The 18,888-nt window shown below is 73.1% G+C and carries 14 protein-coding genes; 6 read left to right on the top strand and 8 right to left on the bottom strand.

Going from position 1 to position 18,888, the window contains the following annotated elements; genetic code table 11:
- Positions 1-85 precede the first annotated feature (85 nt).
- The gene (locus tag ACZ6K0_RS15940; RefSeq protein WP_469228699.1) at positions 86-3,775 is read left to right on the top strand and encodes a S8 family serine peptidase; all 3,690 of its coding nucleotides are present in this window, start codon (positions 86-88) and stop codon (positions 3,773-3,775) included.
- Between the two features lie 128 nt (positions 3,776-3,903).
- Here the strand turns inward: ACZ6K0_RS15940 and ACZ6K0_RS15945 are convergent, their stop codons facing one another.
- The 4 genes from ACZ6K0_RS15945 to mreB form a co-directional block, all read right to left on the bottom strand.
- On the bottom strand, positions 3,904-5,424 hold the full coding sequence (locus ACZ6K0_RS15945; protein WP_469228697.1) for an acyl-CoA synthetase: 1,521 nt from the start codon (positions 5,422-5,424) through the stop codon (positions 3,904-3,906).
- Between the two features lie 63 nt (positions 5,425-5,487).
- Positions 5,488-6,672, bottom strand: coding sequence for an MFS transporter (locus tag ACZ6K0_RS15950; RefSeq protein WP_376406258.1), 1,185 nt, complete (start codon positions 6,670-6,672; stop codon positions 5,488-5,490).
- Between the two features lie 123 nt (positions 6,673-6,795).
- On the bottom strand, positions 6,796-8,430 hold the full coding sequence (locus ACZ6K0_RS15955) for a GAF domain-containing protein (protein ID WP_469228696.1): 1,635 nt from the start codon (positions 8,428-8,430) through the stop codon (positions 6,796-6,798).
- A gap of 46 nt (positions 8,431-8,476) precedes the next feature.
- Positions 8,477-9,538: a rod shape-determining protein gene (mreB, locus tag ACZ6K0_RS15960; protein ID WP_376405209.1), complete on the bottom strand. Its 1,062-nt coding sequence runs from the start codon at positions 9,536-9,538 to the stop codon at positions 8,477-8,479.
- A 312-nt stretch (positions 9,539-9,850) separates the two neighbouring features.
- On the opposite strand from mreB, the gene ACZ6K0_RS15965 reads away from it, so the two are divergent.
- On the top strand, positions 9,851-10,720 hold the full coding sequence (locus ACZ6K0_RS15965) for an SCO2400 family protein (protein WP_469228694.1): 870 nt from the start codon (positions 9,851-9,853) through the stop codon (positions 10,718-10,720).
- Between the two features lie 51 nt (positions 10,721-10,771).
- On the opposite strand, the gene ACZ6K0_RS15970 is transcribed toward ACZ6K0_RS15965, so the two are convergent.
- Positions 10,772-11,206 (bottom strand): MarR family winged helix-turn-helix transcriptional regulator, encoded by a 435-nt coding sequence (locus ACZ6K0_RS15970; RefSeq protein WP_376405205.1) that lies wholly within the window; start codon positions 11,204-11,206, stop codon positions 10,772-10,774.
- A gap of 106 nt (positions 11,207-11,312) precedes the next feature.
- Between ACZ6K0_RS15970 and ACZ6K0_RS15975 the strand changes: the two genes are divergently transcribed.
- The 3 genes from ACZ6K0_RS15975 to ACZ6K0_RS15985 all read left to right on the top strand — a co-directional run bounded on the left by ACZ6K0_RS15975 (position 11,313) and on the right by ACZ6K0_RS15985 (position 13,726).
- Entirely contained in the window at positions 11,313-12,332 is a 1,020-nt protein-coding gene (locus ACZ6K0_RS15975; RefSeq protein WP_469228692.1) for an NADP-dependent oxidoreductase, read from the top strand.
- 64 nt (positions 12,333-12,396) lie between these two features.
- Positions 12,397-12,819: an organic hydroperoxide resistance protein gene (locus ACZ6K0_RS15980; protein WP_266891541.1), complete on the top strand. Its 423-nt coding sequence runs from the start codon at positions 12,397-12,399 to the stop codon at positions 12,817-12,819.
- An 85-nt stretch (positions 12,820-12,904) separates the two neighbouring features.
- Positions 12,905-13,726: an EI24 domain-containing protein gene (locus ACZ6K0_RS15985; protein ID WP_469228691.1), complete on the top strand. Its 822-nt coding sequence runs from the start codon at positions 12,905-12,907 to the stop codon at positions 13,724-13,726.
- A gap of 91 nt (positions 13,727-13,817) precedes the next feature.
- Here ACZ6K0_RS15985 and ACZ6K0_RS15990 read toward each other — a convergent pair whose 3' ends face one another.
- Entirely contained in the window at positions 13,818-14,780 is a 963-nt protein-coding gene (locus ACZ6K0_RS15990; protein WP_376405199.1) for a LysR family transcriptional regulator, read from the bottom strand.
- A gap of 147 nt (positions 14,781-14,927) precedes the next feature.
- Between ACZ6K0_RS15990 and ACZ6K0_RS15995 the strand changes: the two genes are divergently transcribed.
- Positions 14,928-17,132, top strand: coding sequence for a M4 family metallopeptidase (locus ACZ6K0_RS15995; RefSeq protein WP_469228690.1), 2,205 nt, complete (start codon positions 14,928-14,930; stop codon positions 17,130-17,132).
- Between the two features lie 109 nt (positions 17,133-17,241).
- Here ACZ6K0_RS15995 and ACZ6K0_RS16000 read toward each other — a convergent pair whose 3' ends face one another.
- Both ACZ6K0_RS16000 and ACZ6K0_RS16005 read right to left on the bottom strand, forming a co-directional pair.
- On the bottom strand, positions 17,242-17,955 hold the full coding sequence (locus ACZ6K0_RS16000; protein ID WP_469228688.1) for a carbon-nitrogen hydrolase family protein: 714 nt from the start codon (positions 17,953-17,955) through the stop codon (positions 17,242-17,244).
- A 21-nt stretch (positions 17,956-17,976) separates the two neighbouring features.
- Positions 17,977-18,876, bottom strand: coding sequence for a LysR family transcriptional regulator (locus tag ACZ6K0_RS16005; protein ID WP_469228686.1), 900 nt, complete (start codon positions 18,874-18,876; stop codon positions 17,977-17,979).
- Positions 18,877-18,888 lie beyond the last annotated feature (12 nt).

An 18,888-nucleotide genomic window follows, 5' to 3' on the forward strand; every position in this document is an offset into this window, starting at 1 on the left:
CAGGGGTCAACACCCGCCCCACAGGCCAAGACTCCTCGCGGCACCCGGAACACCCCCGACCCCGGGTCCGCGAGGAGTTTCGTCGATGACCACACCCATCGCCAGAGGAAGGGCCGGCCTGCTCGCCGCCGGCATATCCCTCGTGATGCTCTCGGCCGGGCAGACCGCCGCCGCCGGGAACACCGCCTCCGCCGTGCCGGACACCTTCAAGCCGTCCGCGACGAGCAGCACCGTCACCCTCGTCACCGGCGACCGCGTCACCCTCACCGACCTCGGCGGCGGCAAGCAGACCGTCACCGTCGACCGCGCCGAGGGCGCCACCGGTGCGGTGCGCAGCCGGATCGTCGACGGACGCGTCACGGTCGTCCCCGACGAAGCCGCCCCCTATCTCGCCTCCGGCACGCTCGACCCCCGCCTCTTCGACGTCACCGGCCTCGTCGAGCAGGGCATCACCGGCGAACTCCCGCTGATCGTCACGTACGGCAAGGGCGCCCGGGCCGCCGCCGCTGCCCCGCGCGGCACCGAGACCGTCCGCGCCCTTCCCAGCGTCGGGGGCGCGGCCGTCACCGCCACCGACCCCGCCGCCTTCTGGCGCGGGTTCACCGCTCAGCAGACCACGAAGAGCCCGAACGCCCGTGCCGCCGCTCCCGGCAAGGTCTGGCTCGACGGCAAGGTCGAGGCCGCCATGGCCGACTCCAACGCCCAGATCGGCACCCCGAAGGCCTGGGAGGCCGGGCTCACCGGCAAGGGCGTCAAGGTCGCCGTCCTCGACACCGGCGCCGACCTCGCCCACCCCGACCTCGGCGGCCGGGTCGCCGAGTCCAAGTCCTTCATCGAGGGCCAGGAGGTCGCCGACCGCAACGGCCACGGCACGCACGTCGCCTCCACCGTCGGCGGCAGCGGCGCGGGCTCCGACGGCAAGGAGAAGGGCGTCGCCCCCGGCGCCACCCTCGCCGTCGGCAAGGTCCTCAGCGACGAGGGCTCCGGCAGCGAGTCGCAGATCATCGCCGGCATGGAGTGGGCCGCCAAGGACATCGACGCGAAGATCGTCTCGATGAGCCTCGGCTCCCGCGAACCCAGCGACGGCACCGACCCGATGGCCGAGGCCGTCAACACCCTCACCGCCGAGACGGGCGCCCTCTTCGTCATCGCCGCCGGAAACTCCGGAGCCCCCGGCTCCATCGGCTCGCCCGGCGCCGCCGACTCCGCGCTCACCGTCGGCGCCGTCGACTCCGCCGACGAGGCCGCCTACTTCACGAGCCAGGGCCCCCGCTACGGCGACCAGGCCCTCAAGCCCGACCTGTCGGCCCCCGGCGTCGGCATCCTCGCCGCCCGCTCCCAACTGGTCACCGGCAGCGGCCTCTACACCTCCATGAGCGGTACGTCGATGGCGACCCCGCACATCGCCGGCGTCGCCGCGCTGCTCGCCGAGAAGCACCCCGACTGGACCGGCGCCCGGCTCAAGGACGCCCTGATGTCCTCGTCGAAGACGCTCGACGCCTCCGCCTACGCCCTCGGCGCGGGCCGCGTCGACGTGGCCGCCGCGATCTCCGCGAACGTCACCGCCACCGGCTCCGCCGACCTCGGCTTCGTCTCCTGGCCGTACGAGGGCAGCAAGCCGGTCACCAGGACCGTCACGTACACCAACGCCTCCGACGCCCCCGTCGAGCTGAACCTCGCCGTCGAGGGCATGCCGGCGGGGGTCGCCGCCCTCGCCGACACCACCCTCACCGTCCCCGCCCACGGCTCCGCGAGCACCACCGTCACCGGTGACGGCGGCAAGGCCCCCGTCGGGCAGTCCTCCGGCCGGATCACCGCCACCGCCGGCGGCGCGCCCGTCGCGCACACCGCGCTCGGCCTGGTCAAGGAGGAGGAGCGCTACACCCTCACGGTCCACGTGAAGGACCGCGACGGCGCCCCCACCCCCGCGTACCTCGGCATGAAGAAGCTGACCGAGGACGCGGACGCCTTCCCGGCGGCCGTCGGCGAGTCCGGCACCGTCGAACTGCGCCTCAAGCCCGGCACGTACACCGTCGACACCTTCCTCGACGTGCGCGGCTCGCACGGCAAGGACTCCCTCGGCCTCGGTTTCCTCGCCTCCCCGGAGGTCGTCCTCGACCGCGACCGGGAGATCACCCTCGACGGACGGCAGCTGCGCGAGATCCGCGCCGACGTCGAGAAGCGGACCGAGACCCGGCAGCTCCTCATGGAGTACGACCGCAAGGCGAACGGCACCTCCTACATGGACGCCGTCCAGGTCCCCCTGACCTACGACTCGCTCTTCGCCGCGCCCACCGCGCCCGTCAAGGACGGCACCTTCGAGTACCGGACGGTCTGGCGCCTCGGCAAGCCGATGGTGGAGGCGAGCGTCGACGGCGTCCGCCTCTCCGGCGCCACCGCGCAGGGCGGCGCGACGCTCCTCGAAGGCCGCCACCGCCTCGGCCTCGCCGACGCGGGCACCGGCACCCCCGCCGAGTACGCAGGCAAGGACGTCACCGGCAAGGCCGTCCTCGTCCGGCTCACCGCCGGCGCCGACCCGACCGAGCTCGCCCAGACCGCCCAGGACGCGGGCGCCAAGGCCCTGTTCGTCACCGACGACCAGCCCGGCCGACTGATGAAGTACTTCGGCACCGCCGACTACGAGGACCGGCCGCTCGCCGTCGCCACCGTCAACACCGCCGACGCCCAGCGGCTCGCGGCCGGCGCGGCCCGGGGCAAGCGCGTCGAGCTGACCGGCACCCGCTTCACCCCGTACACGTACGACCTCTCCGAGGGCCACCCCGGCGCCATCGGCAAGGACCTGGTCTTCCGGCCCGACGAGGACGAGCTCGCCACGATCAGCTCCACCTTCCACGCGCCGACCAAGCGCGCGGAGCTGGGCGGCGAGTTCCGCTACTCGATCACCGACACCTTCCCGATCGGCTTCGGCTTCAAGGAGTGGATCGCCTTCCCGGTCGAGCGCACCGAGTACGTCTCCACCGGCACGGGCCAGCGCTGGCACGAGTCCGTCGACCTCGGCGACTCCCTGGAGGAGCGCGGCGGCACCCCGTCCTACCGGGGCGGCAGCCGCGTCGACCTCGACTGGTTCGGCCCCGTCTGGCACCCGTGGCTCGGCACCGGCCTCGGCTGGGGCCAGCAGCGCGCCGGCAACGACCTGCGCTTCAACACCCCCGGCTGGGGCGACTCGGGCACCGACCACACCGGCTTCGGCAACGTGTGGGGCGACGACTCGATGACCCAGTTCACCGAGGTGTACGTCAACGGCACCCGGGTCGACCGCAAGATGAGCTCCGGCGCCTACGCCTGGGACGCGCCGGCCGAGGAGGCCACGTACAAGGTCGTCACCGACACCGCGCTCGACCCGGCCCGCTGGCGGCTCGCGACCAAGGGCCACTCCGAGTGGACGTTCCGCTCGGCCGAGACCCCGTCGGACCGGATCACCTACCTGCCGATGCTCAACCTCGGCTTCGACCTGGACACCGACCTCGACGGTGACGTCCGGGCCGGCGGCAAGCTGTCCGTGCGGACCTTCGCGGAGTACGTGAAGGGCGCGGCCGGCACCGGCACGATCACCGGCGGCACCCTGGACGTCTCCTACGACGAGGGCAAGACCTGGACGAAGGTCGCCCTCAAGCCCTCGTGGCGCGGCGCTTCCTGGAGCGGCGAGCTGCGGATCCCGACCGGGGCGGCCTCCGTCTCGCTGCGGGCGGGCGCGAGCGACGACCAGGGCGGCACGGTCACGCAGGAGCTGATCCGCGCGCTCGGCGTGAAGTAACCACACCTGGAAGACCGTACGACCGTACGACCGTACGACGCGTGAGGCCGGGCCCCTTCCGATTCCGGAGGGGTCCGGCCTCTCGCGTTCCCGGCCTCACGCGTGCCCGGCCTCTCGCGTGCCCGGCCTCAGCCGACCACCGGGAGCGCCTTCTTCAGGACCTTGCCCATGTCGTTGCGGGGGAGCGCGTCGAGGTAGCGCACCACCCGGGGCCGCTTGTGCGGGGCGAGCAGCCCCGCCACGTGGTCGGCGAGCTCCGCCTCCGCCGGGACCGCCGACGCGTCCGAGGCCACCACCCAGGCCACGATCCGCTCGCCCAGGTCCGGGTCCGGCTCGCCGGTGACGGCCGCCTCCCTGACGCCCGGGTGGTCGAGGAGCGCGTTCTCGATCTCGCCCGCCCCGATCTTGTAGCCGCCGCTCTTGATCAGGTCGGTCGCCTTGCGGCCCACCAGACGCACCGCGCCGTCGGCCTCGCGGACCGCCATGTCGCCGGTGCGGAACCAGTCGCCGTCGAAGGCCGCCGCCGTCGCGTCCGGCCGGTTCAGATAGCCGGAGAAGAGGTTCGGGCCGTGGACCTGCACCTCGCCGACGGTCTCCCCGTCGTTCTCGCCGAGTACGGAACCGTCCTCGTCCACCAGCCGCAGGCCGACGCCCGCGAGCGGGGTTCCGACGGTGCCCGGCCGGGGCGCGCCGCCCGGCCGCACGCTGGTGTTCATGAGCGTCTCGGTCATGCCGTACCGCTCGACGACCGTCCGGCCCGTCGCCGCCGTGATCCGCTCGTGGTCGTGGACCGGCAGCGCCGCCGAACCCGAGACGAGGAGCCGCGCCCCGGCCAGCGCCTTCGCGAGGCCGGTGTCCTCGCCGAGCGCGTCCGCGATCCGGTGGTACATGGTCGGTACGCCGAACAGCATCGTGCCGCCGGCGCCCAGCTCCCGCGTCACGCCCTCCACCGAGAACGCGCCCAGGTGCCGGACCTCGCCGCCGCGCCGCAGCGGGCCCAGGATCCCGAGGATCAGCCCGTGGACGTGGAACAGCGGCAGCGCGTGCACGAGGACGTCGTCCGCCGTCCACGACCAGGCGTCGGCCAGCGCGTCGAGGGAGGCGGCGATCGCCCGCCGGGAGAGCACGACGCCCTTCGGGGGGCCGGTGGTGCCGGAGGTGTAGACGACGAGGGCGGGCGCCTCGGCGTCGTCGGGCTCGGCCGCGGCGGTCGCGGGCCCGGCGGTTCCGGGCTCGGTGGCCCCGGGCCCGGCGGTCGTGGGCCCCTCTGTCCCCGGCTCGGTGAGCTCCACGTCGATGCGGGGGAGTCCCGCGAGCCCGGCCGGCAGGACGTCCCCCGGACCCGCGAGCACCGCGCCCGGCGCGCTGTCGCCGAGGATGTGCGCCAGCTCGCGCTCGCCCGTGCGCGGGTTGAGGGGGACGGCGGGCACGCCCGCGAGCAGGGCGGCCACGACGGCGACCGCCGTGTGCGCGCTCGGCGTGGCCCAGACGGCGACCCGGTCGGCGCCCCCGATCCGTACCGCCAGGGAACCGGCGGCGCGGGCCAGTCCGGCGTAGGTCAGCGTGTCCGCGCCGCAGCGCAGCGCGGGCCGGTCGGACGGGTCCGCCGCCAGGGATCGGGCGTCCAGAGCGGGGAAGAGCGCACTCACCGGTCGTACTCCTCGGGTCGTCGTCGAGGTCGAGGGTTGCCGGGAGGCCATTCTGCCCGTCCGTCAGGGCCGGCGGGCTGTGATCTTCGTCTGCTCGACCTCGGGGGCGTCCCCGCCCGGCCGGATCCCGCGCATCCGCCCGTACGCGTACACACAGCCCGCGAGCGCCAGGTCGGAGAGGAGCATGAAGCCGATCGAGTACGAGCCCTTGGCGCTGTAGATCGCGCCCATCACCAGCGGCGGCACGAAGCCGCCGAGGCCGCCCATCGCGCCGACGATTCCGGTGACGCTGCCGACCTGGGCCTGCGGGGTGACCTGGGAGACCAGGGCGAAGACGGAACCGCTCGCCGTGCCGAGACCGGCGGCCATGACGAGCAGGGCGATCGTGCCGCCCGGGTTCAGCTTCGGGTCGAAGGCCTGGACGATCGCGAAGAGGGCGACCACGCCGAGCGCGCAGGCCGTCACGACCGCCGGGTGCACCCGGTCCGAGAGCCAGCCGCCGATCGGCCGGAAAACGACGGTGACCAGGGCGAAACCGGCGGCCTTGGTGCCCGCGTCCGTCGGGTCGAGCTCGTACCAGGTCTTCAGGTACGTCGGCAGGTAGACGCCGAAGGCGACGATGCCGCCGAAGCCGATCGCGTACAGCGCCGACAGCTCCCACGTCACCCGCAGCCGCCCCGCCGAACCGAGGCGGCTCGCGAGGGAGGCGGTGGGCACGACCCGGTCGGGGCGGTCGGTGATGAGGACGGCGGCCAGCACCGCGTACACGGCGAGCGCGATCGCCACCACGACGAAGGGGAGGTTCTCGCCGTGCTTGGCGATCCGGGGCGTGAAGTAGCCGGAGAGCGCCACACCGCCCATGCCCATGCCGAACACGCCGAGCGCGAGACCGCGCTTGGCCGGCGGGAACCAGGAGTTGACCAGCGGGATGCCGATGGCGAACGTCGTGCCGCCGAGGCCGAGGAGGAAGCCCACGATCAGCATCAGGGCGTAGCTGTCCTTGGCGACGATCAGGAGGAGCACGGGGACGATCGTCAGCGCGGAGACCACCGGGAACATCAGCTTCGCGCCGTACCTGTCGGTCAGGGCGCCCGCCGGGATGCGGCCGAGCGAGCCGACCAGGACGGGCACCGCCACGAGCAGCGACTGCTGGAAGGAACTGAGGTCGAGCCGGTCGCCGTACCAACTGGCGATCGGCGCGATCAGGTCCCACGCCCAGAAGGTGAGCGTGAAGCCGATGGTGGCCATCACCAGGTTGCGGTAGGCCGCCGCGGTCGGGGGCTTGGTCTCGGTGTCCACGCCTCCAGTCAAGATCCGGACAGGGGGCGCGGCGCGCCGGGCTGCTCCGTACGGGGGCAGCCCTGACAGGGCTTAAGGCCAGACGACCGTGGTCGGCGGAGTCCCGTCGTCCTCGACCCGGAGCCGTACGCCGTCCCTCCCGGCCGTCACCTCGACCGTGATCGCGGCGATCCCGGACCGCCGGTGGGCCGCCGCGAGCGCCCCGCGCAGGGTGGCGAGGAGCTTCCCGGCCTCCTCGTCCTCCACGAGCGTGTCGACCGCGCCCGAGAAGTGCACGGACGGCTGGAAGCCGAGCAGCGCCGCCGCCCCGCCGGTCTCGCGCAGCACCCGGCCGCGGAAGGAGGTCGGCGCGTCCGCCGGGGGCTGCTGGAGCGCGAAGATGGTCGTCCGGACCTCCTGGATCGTCGAGTCCAGCTCGTCCACGGCGCGGCCGAGGAGCGCGTTCTCGTCGAGGTCGGAGTCGAGGTCGGTGTCGGTGTCGGATCCTTCGCCGGAGCCGGAGCCGGAGCCGGAGCCGGAGCCCTCGGCGGCGCTCGCGGCGCCGTCCGCCGCGCCGAGCGCCCGCCGCCTGGTCGACTCCAGCATCATCTCCGTGGCGAACAGCCGCTGGACGACCAGGTCGTGCAGGTCCCGCGCGATCCGGTCCCGGTCCTCGTACACCGCGAGCCGCTCCCGGTCGTGCCGGGCGTCCGCGAGGACCAGCGCGAGCGCCGCCTGCGAGGCGAACTGCGAGGCCAGCAGGCGGTCCACCGCCGAGTACGGCGGGCCGCCGCGCCGCCGGGGGAGGGCGAGCGTGCCGATGAGCTTCCCGCCGCTCTGGAGGGGCAGCATCATCGACGGGCCGAAACGGGACCGGACGTGCGTGGTCATCCGGGGGTCCGTCGCCGAGTCCTCCAGGAAGACGGGCTCCCCGCCGAGGAGCTGGACGAGGACGGGGGAGCCGGGCGCGATCGTCGTGCCGACCAGGTCGCCGGGGTCGTCGATGGTCGAGGCGGCGACGATCTCCATCCCGCCCTCCGGGGTGGGCTGGAGGACCACACCGGCCGAGGCGTCGGCGAGGATCCTGGCCTGTTCGGCGACGGTCATCAGGGCGTTCTCGGCGGACGCGCCGGTGAGCAGGGCGGTGGTCACGGCCGCCGCGCCCTCGATCCAGCGCTCGCGCTGCCGGGTCGTCTCGTACAGACGGGCGTTGCCGATGGCGATCCCGGCCTGCGAGGCGAGGACCCGGAGCAGGGAGAGGTCCTGCTCGGTGAAGCCGCCCGTGCGCTTCTCGGTGAGGTACAGATGGCCGAAGACCTGCGTGTGGACCCGGATCGGGACGCCCAGGAAGGAGCGCATCTCCGGGTGGCCCTCGGGTACTCCGGACGCGCGCGGATCGGCCGTCAGGTCGTCGATCAGCAGCGGCTGCGGGTCCTTGATCAGCACGCCGAGCACGCCGCTGTGACCGTCGGGGAGCCGGCCGACCCGCTGCCGCTCGGCGTCGGTCATGCCGGAGGTGAAGAGCTCGGTGAGCCGCCGGCGCTCGGGGTCGACGACCCCGAGCGCCCCGTAGCGGGCCCCCGCCAGCTCGGTCGCCGAGTCCACGAGGTGCTGGAGGGTGGCGTGGAGTTCGAGATCCGTGCCGACGCTGAGGACCGCTTCGAGCAGCAAGGGCAGGCGGGTGCCGTCCTCGTCGATGCCGTCCACGTCCTCGCCCATGATCGTCATGGTCTCATTGTCGTACGAACAGGGTGATTTCGAAGGGTCGGCGAGATCAGTCGTCGTCGGCGAGCGGGTCGCGCACCGCCAGCGGGTCGAGGACCATCGGCTGCACCTTGCCCTCCAGCATCGCTCCGAGGCCCAGGACCGCGCACACGTCGGGCCGTTCGGCGATGTGCACCGGCATGCCGGTCGCCTCGCGCAGCATCTGGTCGAGGCCCGGCAGCAGGGCGCTGCCGCCGACCATCATGATCCCGCGGTCCGCGAGGTCGGCCACCAGGTCCGGCGGGCAGTCGCGCAGCACCTTCCCGATGCCGTCGAGGACCGCCGTCAGCGGGGTGTGGATCGCCTCCCGTACGGCGGCGGTGTCGACGGTCACCGAGCGGGCCAGGCCCGTGGCGACGTCCCGGCCGTGGATCTCCGTGGAGGCCGGGCCGTGCGGCGTCAGGCCGTTGCCGCTGAGGGCGAGCTGGAGCGGGCGCACCGACTGGCTCGGCAGCATCAGCTCGTGGTGGTGGCGCAGGTGCTGGATGACGGCGTGGTCGATGGCGTCGCCGCCGATCGGCATCCGCTCGGCCGTGACGATCGAGCCGAGCGAGAGGACCGCGACCTGCGTGGTCGCCGCCCCGCACACCAGGATCATGGTCGCGGTCGGCTGCTCGACCGGGAGCCCGCAGCCCACGGCCGCGGCGATCAGGGTGTCGACCAGCTCGACCCGGCGCGCGCCGAGCCCGACGAGGGTCTCCACGGCGGCGCGCTGCGCGAGGGGGTCGCTGTCGTGGGGCGTGCAGGCCGCCGCGCGCAGCCGCGGCTTGCGGCGGAGCTGACGGCGCAGCTTCTCGCCGAGGAGGTGACGGAGCATCCGCTGCGCCATCTCGATGTCGACGACCGTGCCGCCGGAGACGGGGCGGACGACCCGGATGTAGTCGGGGGTGCGGCCCGTCATCTTCTCCGCCAGCGCGCCGACGGCGATCAGCGCTCCTGTACGGGTGTTGACGGCGGCGACGCTGGGCTCGTCGACGACGAGTCCGGCGCCCTTGACGTAGACCCGGGTGCGAGCGGCCCCCAGGTCGACGGCGACATGGCAACGGCGCAGTTGCTCAAGGCTGACGGTCACGGCGGATCCTCCGGAATGCGGTGCTGGCACGGGCGAGGTGTTTCGCGTTGCGCGGTCCCAGGACCTCCCCGACCCTGATCGACCGGACAGGTCCTAGTTCGCATCGTGCGACCGCCCCGGGCCCGGCGCGCGCTGGGCTGCGCCGCCCGGGGCCACCCGCGGGACGGCGGGGGTCGCGGCGCCGGGCCCGGAGACGTTCCTGACCGAAGCGGGAGAATCGCGACGCACCGCCGACGACCTGCGGTTTCCTCACAGGATCCTCACTTCCGCGCCTACCTGCCGCCGCGTCGCGCCGCATAGCCTGCGGGCCCCATGGACTACTGCCACGCGTGCCGGCGGCATCTCAACGGGGCCCTCGCCTGTGCAGGGTGCGGGACCCCCGTCGAGGAACTGCGGTACGAGACCCCCCACATACCCGTTCCGCCCGCCGAGCCCGAGTACGTCTACGAACTGGACGTCGTGGAGCCGCCGCGGCCCGCGACGGGCGGCCGTCGCGCCGCCCGCACCGCCGCGCGGGGCCGGTCCGCGTCGCGCGGGAGCAGAAGGGCGCGGCCGCGCCGGGGGCGTACGGCGCTCCTCGGGACGCTGGGCGTGGTGCTCGCGGCCGGGACCCTGGGTGTGGTCCAGCTGGCTCTGCAGGAGCCGGAGGCGAGCGGCGCGGCCACGGCCGTGCGGGAGCAGGAGGTCGTCGAGACCCCGCTGTCGCCGACCCCGACCGAGACCACGGAGAGCGCCGCGCCGCCGGACGGCTCCGGCCCGTCCCCGGTCACGGACGCCCCGAGCACGCACGCGCCCACCCGCGAGCACCAGGTGGGCACGGGCTCGGGTACGGGTTCGGGATCCGGTTCCGGTACGGGCTCGGGTACGGGTTCCGGTACGGGCTCGGGCTCGGGATCCGGCTCGGGTACGGGCTCCGGTTCCGGTACGGGGGAGGGTTCCGGCGACGGCCCGGCGGAATCGCCGACGCCCACCCGCTCGGCGTCCCCGTCCGCCACACCGGACGTCACACAGCCCGGCACGCCGACCGCCTCGGGCACGGCGAAGCCGAAGCCCACGGGCACCGGGGCCACCCCGAGCGGCTCGCCGTCCGGGACGCCCACGGCGACGACGACCCCGAGCTCCACGCCGACCCCGACCCCGACCGAGACGCCCTGCACCCGCTTCCTCTGGTGGTGCGTCTGAGCGCGTGGTCCAGCGCCTGACCGGCCCTAGGGTCGGTCCGGCGGGCAGGATCTAGATCGCGTCCGTGCCGAGCATCCGCTTCAGCAGGTCCCGCAGGAGGGTCCGCTCGACCTCGGTCAGCTCGCCGAGGGGCTCGCGGGCGAAGTCCAGGGACTCGCGCAGCCGCCGGGCGGTGTCCTGGCCCTCGTCCGTGGGGACAGCCAGCTTGACCCGGCGGTCGTCCGGGTCGGGACGGCGCTCGACGAGGCCGCGGGCCTCCAGACGGTCGACTATCCCCGTGATGTTGGACGGCTCGCACTTCAGCTTCTGGGCGATCCTGCGCATCGGCAGCGGGTCGAGCGAGAGCAGCCCGAGGACCCGGGCCTGCGCGCCGGTCAGCGAGTGCTGAGCGGCCGCCTGCTCGTACTCCTCGTAGTAGCGCGCCACGACCGTGCCGATCAGCTCGACGACTTCGAGGGTCAGGGGGTCCGTGCGTGAGGTGGCCATGGGCGTCATCCTACCCAGATACTTGACAACATGAAATATCAAGGCGCATGGTTGTTTCAGTCAGTGAATCTTTTTCGTTCTGAAGCTTTGCCTGGAGGCCGTGCTCATGTCCGTTCTTCCCGCGTCCAGCCGTGAGTGGCACCTCGTCGCCCGTCCGCACGGCTGGCCGACCGCCGCCGACTTCGCCCTGCGCGAGGTCGGCGTCACCGAGCCCGCCGAGGGCCGCATCCTCGTGCGCAACCTGCACTTCTCCGTCGACCCGTACATGCGGGGCCGGATGAACGACGTGAAGTCGTACATCCCGCCGTTCCAGCTGGACCGCCCCATGGACGGCGGCGCGGTCGGCGAGGTCGTCGCGTCCAACGCGGAGGGCTTCGCCGTCGGCGACCACGTCCTGCACGGCCTCGGCTGGCGCGAGTACGCCGACGTCCCGGCGCAGCAGGCGACCAAGGTCGACCCGGCGCTCGCCCCCCTCTCCGCCTACCTCGGCGTGCTCGGCATGACCGGCCTCACGGCCTACGCGGGCCTCTTCGAGGTCGCCTCCTTCAAGGAGGGCGACGCCGTCTTCGTCTCCGGCGCGGCCGGGGCCGTCGGCAGCCAGGTCGGCCAGATGGCGCGGCTCAAGGGCGCCTCCCGGGTCATCGGCTCCGCCGGCTCCGACGAGAAGGTGAAGTTCCTCGTCGAGGAGCTCGGCTTCGACGCGGCCTTCAACTACAAGAACGGCCCGGTCAAGGACCAGCTCCGCGAGGCCGCCCCGGACGGCATCGACGTCTACTTCGACAACGTCGGCGGGGACCACCTCGAAGCCGCGATCTCCTCGCTCAACGTGCACGGCCGCGCCACCATCTGCGGCATGATCGCCCAGTACAACGACACGGAGCCGGTCCCCGGCCCGCGCAACATGGCGATGATCATCGGCAAGCGGCTGCGCCTCCAGGGCGTCCTCGTCGGCGACCACTACGGCCTGCAGAACCAGTTCGTCCAGGAAGTCGGCGGCTGGCTCGCCTCCGGCGAGCTGAAGCACCGCGAGACCTTCGTGGACGGCATCGAGAACGGCGTGGACGCCTTCCTCGGACTGCTCCGCGGGGACAACACCGGAAAGATGATCGTTTCGGTGACCCGCTAGTCTTCCCTCAGCCGTCGCGATCGTGGGCGCGAGTCGCGGCGAACCCATGAAGGAAGTACCTCGCATGTCGATCCAGCACTCCGACGTTCTCTACACCGCCGTCGCCACCGCCGAGAACGGGCGTGACGGCCGTGTCGCCACCGACGACGGCCAGCTCGACGTCGTCGTCAACCCGCCGAAGGCCATGGGCGGCTCCGGCGCCGGCACCAACCCCGAGCAGCTCTTCGCGGCGGGCTACAGCGCCTGCTTCCAGGGTGCGCTCGGCGTCGTCGCCCGCAACGAGAACGCCGACATCTCCGGCTCGACGGTCACCGCCGAGGTGGGCATCGGCAAGAACGACGACGGCTTCGGCATCATCGTCAAGATCTCGGCGACCATCCCGAACGTGGACGTCGAGACCGCCAAGAGCCTGATCGAGAAGGCCCACCAGGTCTGCCCGTACTCCAAGGCGACCCGCGGCAACATCACGGTCGAGCTCGCCGTCTGAGCTCCGGACCGGCACACTGAGTGAGGGCCGCACCCCGACCGACCGGGGTGCGGCCCTCACCGCGTTCGTCAGTAGGCTGGCTCCCATGCGTGATCTCGGGGTGGGTTTCAGGTACCTGATACAGGGCCAGAAGTGGGTCGGCCGGCACGGACGGTGGTTCGGATTCGGGCTCTTGCCCGGGCTCGTGGCCCTCGTCCTCTACGCGGGCGCGCTCGTCGGCCTCGGCTACGGAGCCGACGACCTGGTGGCCTGGCTGACGCCGTTCGCCGACGACTGGACCTCGCCCTGGCTCGGGATGTTCCGGGGCACGCTCACGGGCCTCGTCTTCGTCTTCGGGCTCTTCCTCGCGGTCATCACCTTCACCGCCGTCACCCTCCTCGTCGGCCAGCCCTTCTACGAGTCCCTCTCCGAGGAGGTCGACCGCAGCGAGGGCGGCGACGTGCCCGAGTCCGGGCTCCCGCTCTGGCGCGAGCTGTGGATCTCGGCCCGGGACAGCCTGCGGGTCCTGCTGCGGGTCGCGTTCTACGGCATCCTGCTCTTCGCCTGCGGTTTCATCCCGGTGGTCGGCCAGACCGTCGTCCCCGTCCTCGGCTTCTGCGTCTCCGGCTTCTTCCTCGCCGAGGAGCTCACGGCCGTCGCGCTCCAGCGCCGGGGCGTCGAGCTCAAGGAGCGTCTCGCGCTGCTGCGCGGGCGCCGCATGGCCACCCTCGGCTTCGGCGTGCCGCTGACCCTCGCCTTCCTGGTGCCGTTCGTCGCCGTCTTCCTGATGCCCGGAGCAGTCGCCGGAGCCACCCTGATGGCCCGCGACCTGCGTGGCGAGACGGCCGGCGAGGACGAGGACGACGACCGGGACGACCACCGGGACGGGCACGCCGTGCCCCCGCTCCACCGGCCGCAGCACTTCTGACCCCCGGAGGAGCCCCCGGTCCTCGGGCGCCTCACGCGCCTCAGGCGCCTCAGCCCTCCAGGGCCGGGGCGCCTTACGCGTCTCAGGAGCCTCAGCCCTCCAGGACCGGGTGCAGCTCCGGCCGCGCGTCCCACCAGGTCCGGTAGAAGGCGTTGTTGTCCACGTTCGCCAGATAGGCCCGGACCGCCGCCCGGTACAGCAGCTCCGCGTGCGGGGCCGGGACCGCCGCCCGGTTCCAGGCGAGCCGGATCCGCCCCATGACCGGGTCGCCCTCCAGCGGGCGCAGCACCGTGCCCGGCGTGGGCGGGGCCGTCGGCTGGCTCATCGAGATCGCCCGGCCCGCCGCGATCAGGTCGTAGTGCATCTTCCGGTCGGCCACCCGGTGCCGCAGCGAGGGCGTGAACCCGGCCTTCGCGCAGGCCGCGACGAGCGCCTCCGGCCCGCCGTCGTCGTCCTCCACCAGCGTCATCCAGTCCTCGCCCGCCAGCTCGGCCAGCGCGATCCGGTCCTTGGCGGCCAGCGGGTGCGCGGCCGACAGCCGCACGCAGAACGGCTCCTTGGGCACCAGGGTCCGGGCCGTCGTCCCCTCCGGCAGCGGCACCTCGTGGTCGTTGACCTCCCCGTACAGCACGGCGTCGTACCGTCCCGCGCCGAGCTGCCGGGTCAGTGTCGTCGCCGAGTGCTCCACGGTCACCGCGATGTCCTGCCCCGCCATGACCTGCTCCAGCTGCCCCAGCAGCCCGTCGACGAGCACGAGCAGGATGCAGCCGAGGCGCAGCGGGGTGTGCGGGGCGACGGCCCGCGCCCCGGCGGCCAGAGCGTCCATCTCGCCGAGGACGAGCCGTGCCTTGGAGAGCACGAACTCGCCCAGCGGGGTGGGCTCCACACCGTGCCGGCCGCGCAGGAACAGCTCTCCGCCCGCGACCCGTTCGATCCGGCGCAGCTGCGCCGAGAGAGCCGGCTGCGAGACCCCGAGCCGCCCGGCCGCGCGCCCCAGACTGCCCGCTTCCGCTATCCGGCAGACGGCCTCAAGATGCCTCAACTCCAGCTGCATTTCAGCAGCGTACGCAGCACGGCACGGGCGCACCATAACCCGCGTCTTATGCCGGATGAGATGTCCCGAACTGGCCATGTCCACGCCCATACTCGGCGCGACGATCCGTCTCCCCCACCCTGATCCACACCCCGATCGGAGCGTACGTTGCACCCCACCAGACTCACGGCGACCGTGGCCGCCCTGGCGCTCTCGGCGAGCCTCGCGACCGCCCTCGCCGGACCGGCCACCGCCGCCGCCCCGGCCGCCGCGGCGCCGCAGGCCCAGCCCGTACCGCCCGGGCAGGGCAAGTCGCTCGCGCTGGCCGCCGCCGACCGGGCCGCGGACAGCGGCCTCGACGAGCTGCGGCACGGCGCCGACGAGGAACTCGTCCGGACGTCCGTCACCCCCTGGGCGAACGGCCTGTACTACGCGTCGTACGAGCGCACCTACCGCGGCCTCCCCGTCGTCGGCGGAGACGCGGTCGTCGTCTCCGACAGCTCCGGCAAGGTCCGTGAGGTGACCGGCGCCAAGGCTCCCGCCATCAAGGTCGCCACCCAGGCCAAGGTGACCGCCGGCGCGGCCCTCGCCACCGCCCGGAAGCAGCTGGCCTCGGTCGAGTCCGCGAGCGCCCCCGAGCTGACCGTGCTCCTCAAGGGCGGCAAGGCCGTCCTGACCTGGCACACCCTGGTCATCGGCCGCAGCGCGCAGGACGCGCCGAGCTCCCTCGACACGTTCGTCGACGCGCGCACCGGTGCCGTCGCCCAGGCCACCGACAAGATTCTGCACGCCGACGGCCGCGGCTACCACAACGGCAACGTCGCCATCGACACCGCCGCGAGCTCCATGACCGACACGAGCCGCGGCGCCTTCAAGTGCGGCGGCCAGAACGGCAGCGCGTACACGGGCTCCTCGCCGTGGGGCAACAACGGCGCCAACGACCTGGTCACCGCCTGCGTCGACATCATGTACGCGGCGCAGAAGGAACACTCCATGCTCAAGGAGTGGTTCGGCTACAACGGCCAGAACGGTCAGGGCGGCATGGTCCCGGCCCGCGCCGGACTGAGCGAGGTCAACGCCTACTACGACGGTACGAAGACCACGTACGGCCGCAACCAGAACGGCACCAACCAGCTCACCGGTATCGATGTCGTGGCGCACGAGTACGGCCACGAGATCTTCGACCGGACCCCGGGCAGCTCCGGCTCGTCCAACGAGAACGGCGGCCTGAACGAGTCGACGGGCGACATCTTCGGCGCGCTCACCGAGCACTACGCCAACAACCCGAACGACACCCCCGACTACACCGTCGGCGAGAAGCTGAACTTCACCGGCAACAACCAGCCGATCCGCAACATGTACAACCCGTCGCTCATCGGCAACGACCCCAACTGCTACCCGCAGTTGAGCTCGGGCACCGAGGTGCACGCCGCGGCCGGCCCGCAGAACCACTGGTTCTACCTCCTCGCCGAGGGCTCCAACCCGGGCGGCGGCAAGCCCAACAGCCCGATATGTTCCGGCGGTCCGTCCTCCGTGACCGGCGTCGGCATCCAGAAGGCCGGCAAGATCTTCATGGGCGCGCTGCTCATGAAGACCTCCTCCTGGAACCACCTCGCCGCCCGCAAGGCGACCCTGACCAGCGCCAAGAACACCTACGGCAGCGTCGAGTGCAACGCGGTGAAGTCCGCGTGGAACGCGATCGGCGTCCCCGCCCAGTCCGGTGAGACCGACTGCGGCGGCACCACCACGCCGGACTTCTCGCTCGCCCTGAACCCGTCCACGGGCTCGGTCCAGCCGGGTGCCTCCGTCACCTCGACGGTGAACACCAGCACCACGGGTGGCAGCGCGCAGACGGTCCAGCTCTCCGCGAGCGGCGCCCCGAGCGGCGTCACCGTCTCCTTCAGCCCCACCTCGGTGACCTCCGGCTCCTCCTCCACGATGACCGTGCAGGTCGCGGCCGGCACGGCCAACGGCACCTACCCGATCACCGTCACCGGTACGGGCTCCGCCACCCACACCGTCACCTACCAGCTGGCGGTCGGCACCACGACCCCGCCCACCGGCTGCGCCAACACCGAGTACAGCTACCAGGGCAGCCTGACGTCCGGCCAGGCCGCGGCCCAGCCCGACGGCTCGTACTACTACTCGGCGACCGCCGGCACCCACGTGGGCTGCCTGCGCGGCCCGGCCGGCACCGACTTCGACCTCTACCTGCAGAAGTGGAACGGGTCGGCCTGGGCGGACGTGGCGGTCGGCGGCACGGCGACCGCCGACGAGGACACCAGCTACTACGGCACCGCGGGCTACTACCGGTACGTGATCCACGCGTACAGCGGTTCCGGCGCGTACACGCTGGGCCTGAGCGCCCCGTAACGGGGGCGGGGCACCGTCACGGGCCGGGGGTCCCGTGACGGTCCACCGGAGCCGGGCGGTCGTATGTCCCACGACCGCCCGGCTCCGGCGCGTTCACCTGCGAACGTCCTCAGCCGACCTCGGCGAGCACGAACCCCGCCGTGTCCGTCCCCGCGTCGGCGAGCCGCTCCCCGTCCGGGCCCCAGGCCCCGGCCCGGCCGACGCCCACCCCGTCCTCGTTGGCGCCGAGGACGTTGCCGAGGACCACGTACAGGCCGAAGTCCCGGGCCCTTACCGGATACACCTTCTCGAACGAGTCGTTGTCGGCGGAGAGCACCGAACTCGCCAGATACACCGTGCAGTCGTCGGCCACGGCCCGCTCGGCCAGCTCCGGGAAACGGTTGTCGTAGCAGGTGGCCGTCGCGAACCGGACCCCGTCCAGCGCGAACCGCCCGTCGGCGGCGCCCGGAGCGAAGACCTCCTCCTCGACCCCGTACAGATGCTGCTTGTCGTAGCGGGCGAGGAGCGTGCCGTCGGGCCCGATGACCAGCGAGGTGACCCCGGTCCGCCCGTCGGCCGTCCGCACGGGACCGTTGACCACGGCCGCCGCCGCGACCTCCCGGCAGGCCTCCCGTACGGGTGCGAGACGCGGGTCGTCCTCGGTGAGGACGAGACCGGGGGTGTCCCGGATCAGGGACGGCTCGTACCCGGTCAGGCAGAGCTCGGCGAAGACGACCACCCGGGCCCCCTCGGCCCCGGCGGCCCGGACGAGCCCCGCGATCGTACGGACGTTGGCGTCGATGTCCCCGGCGACCGGGGCGAACTGCGTGGCTGCGACGATCATGACCGCCATCATCCCGCACCCCTAGGGGGTGTCCCGCAGCGCCTCCGCCGTCTCCCGCAGCTGCTCCAGGAAGGCGGCCGCCGCCACGGTCGGGGTGGGCGGGGTCGCGGCGCAGATCCGGCGGTACGGGACGTCGTCCGGGTGGATCGTGACGAGCGTGACGTCCCGCCGTACGGCCGCCGCCGCGAGCGCCGGTACGAGGGTGATGCCCAGACCGGCGGCGACCGCCCCGAGCTTGGCGATCCAGTCGTGGGCCAGCAGCCCGGTGCGCGGCCGGAACCCGGCGGCGACGGCCGGCCGGAAGAGGGTGTCCTCCAGGCGCTCGGCACCGACGATCCACTCCTCGTCGGCGAGCTCCGCGAGCCGCACCGCCCGCCGTCCCGCGTGCGGATGCCCCGGCTCCAGGGCCACCAGCATCGGCTCGTCGAGAAGGTGATGGAGCGTCACGCCCTCCGGCGGGGGAGCGGCGAGGGCCGGACTGACCACCGCCAGGTCCTGCTCGCCGGCGGCGAGCAGCGCCAGATGCTTCACCGAAGGGCCCTCGGTACGGGCGACGGCCACGCCCGGATGCCGGGCCCGGAACGCCGCCTGCGCGCGGGGGACGAGCGCCGCGTTGGCGCTGGAGAACGAACCGAGCCGGAGCAGCCCGCCCTCCAGGGTGCGCAGCGCCTCCAGTTCGGCCCGGGCCGCGACCAGCCGGTCCCGCACGGCCTCGGCGTGCGGCAGCAGCACCCGCCCCGCCTCGGTCAGCCGCACCCCGCGCGGCAGCCGCTCGAAGAGCGCCGCGCCCGTCTCGTCCTCCAGGGACTGGACCTGACGGGAGACGGCGGACTGGGTGTAGCCGAGGACGCGGGCGGCGGCGGTGAAGGAACCCTCGCGGGCGACGGCGAGGAAGACCTCGTACAGGACATGACCATTCACATGCTCATTCTG

Source organism: Streptomyces sp. NPDC042346 (genome assembly GCF_055581845.1).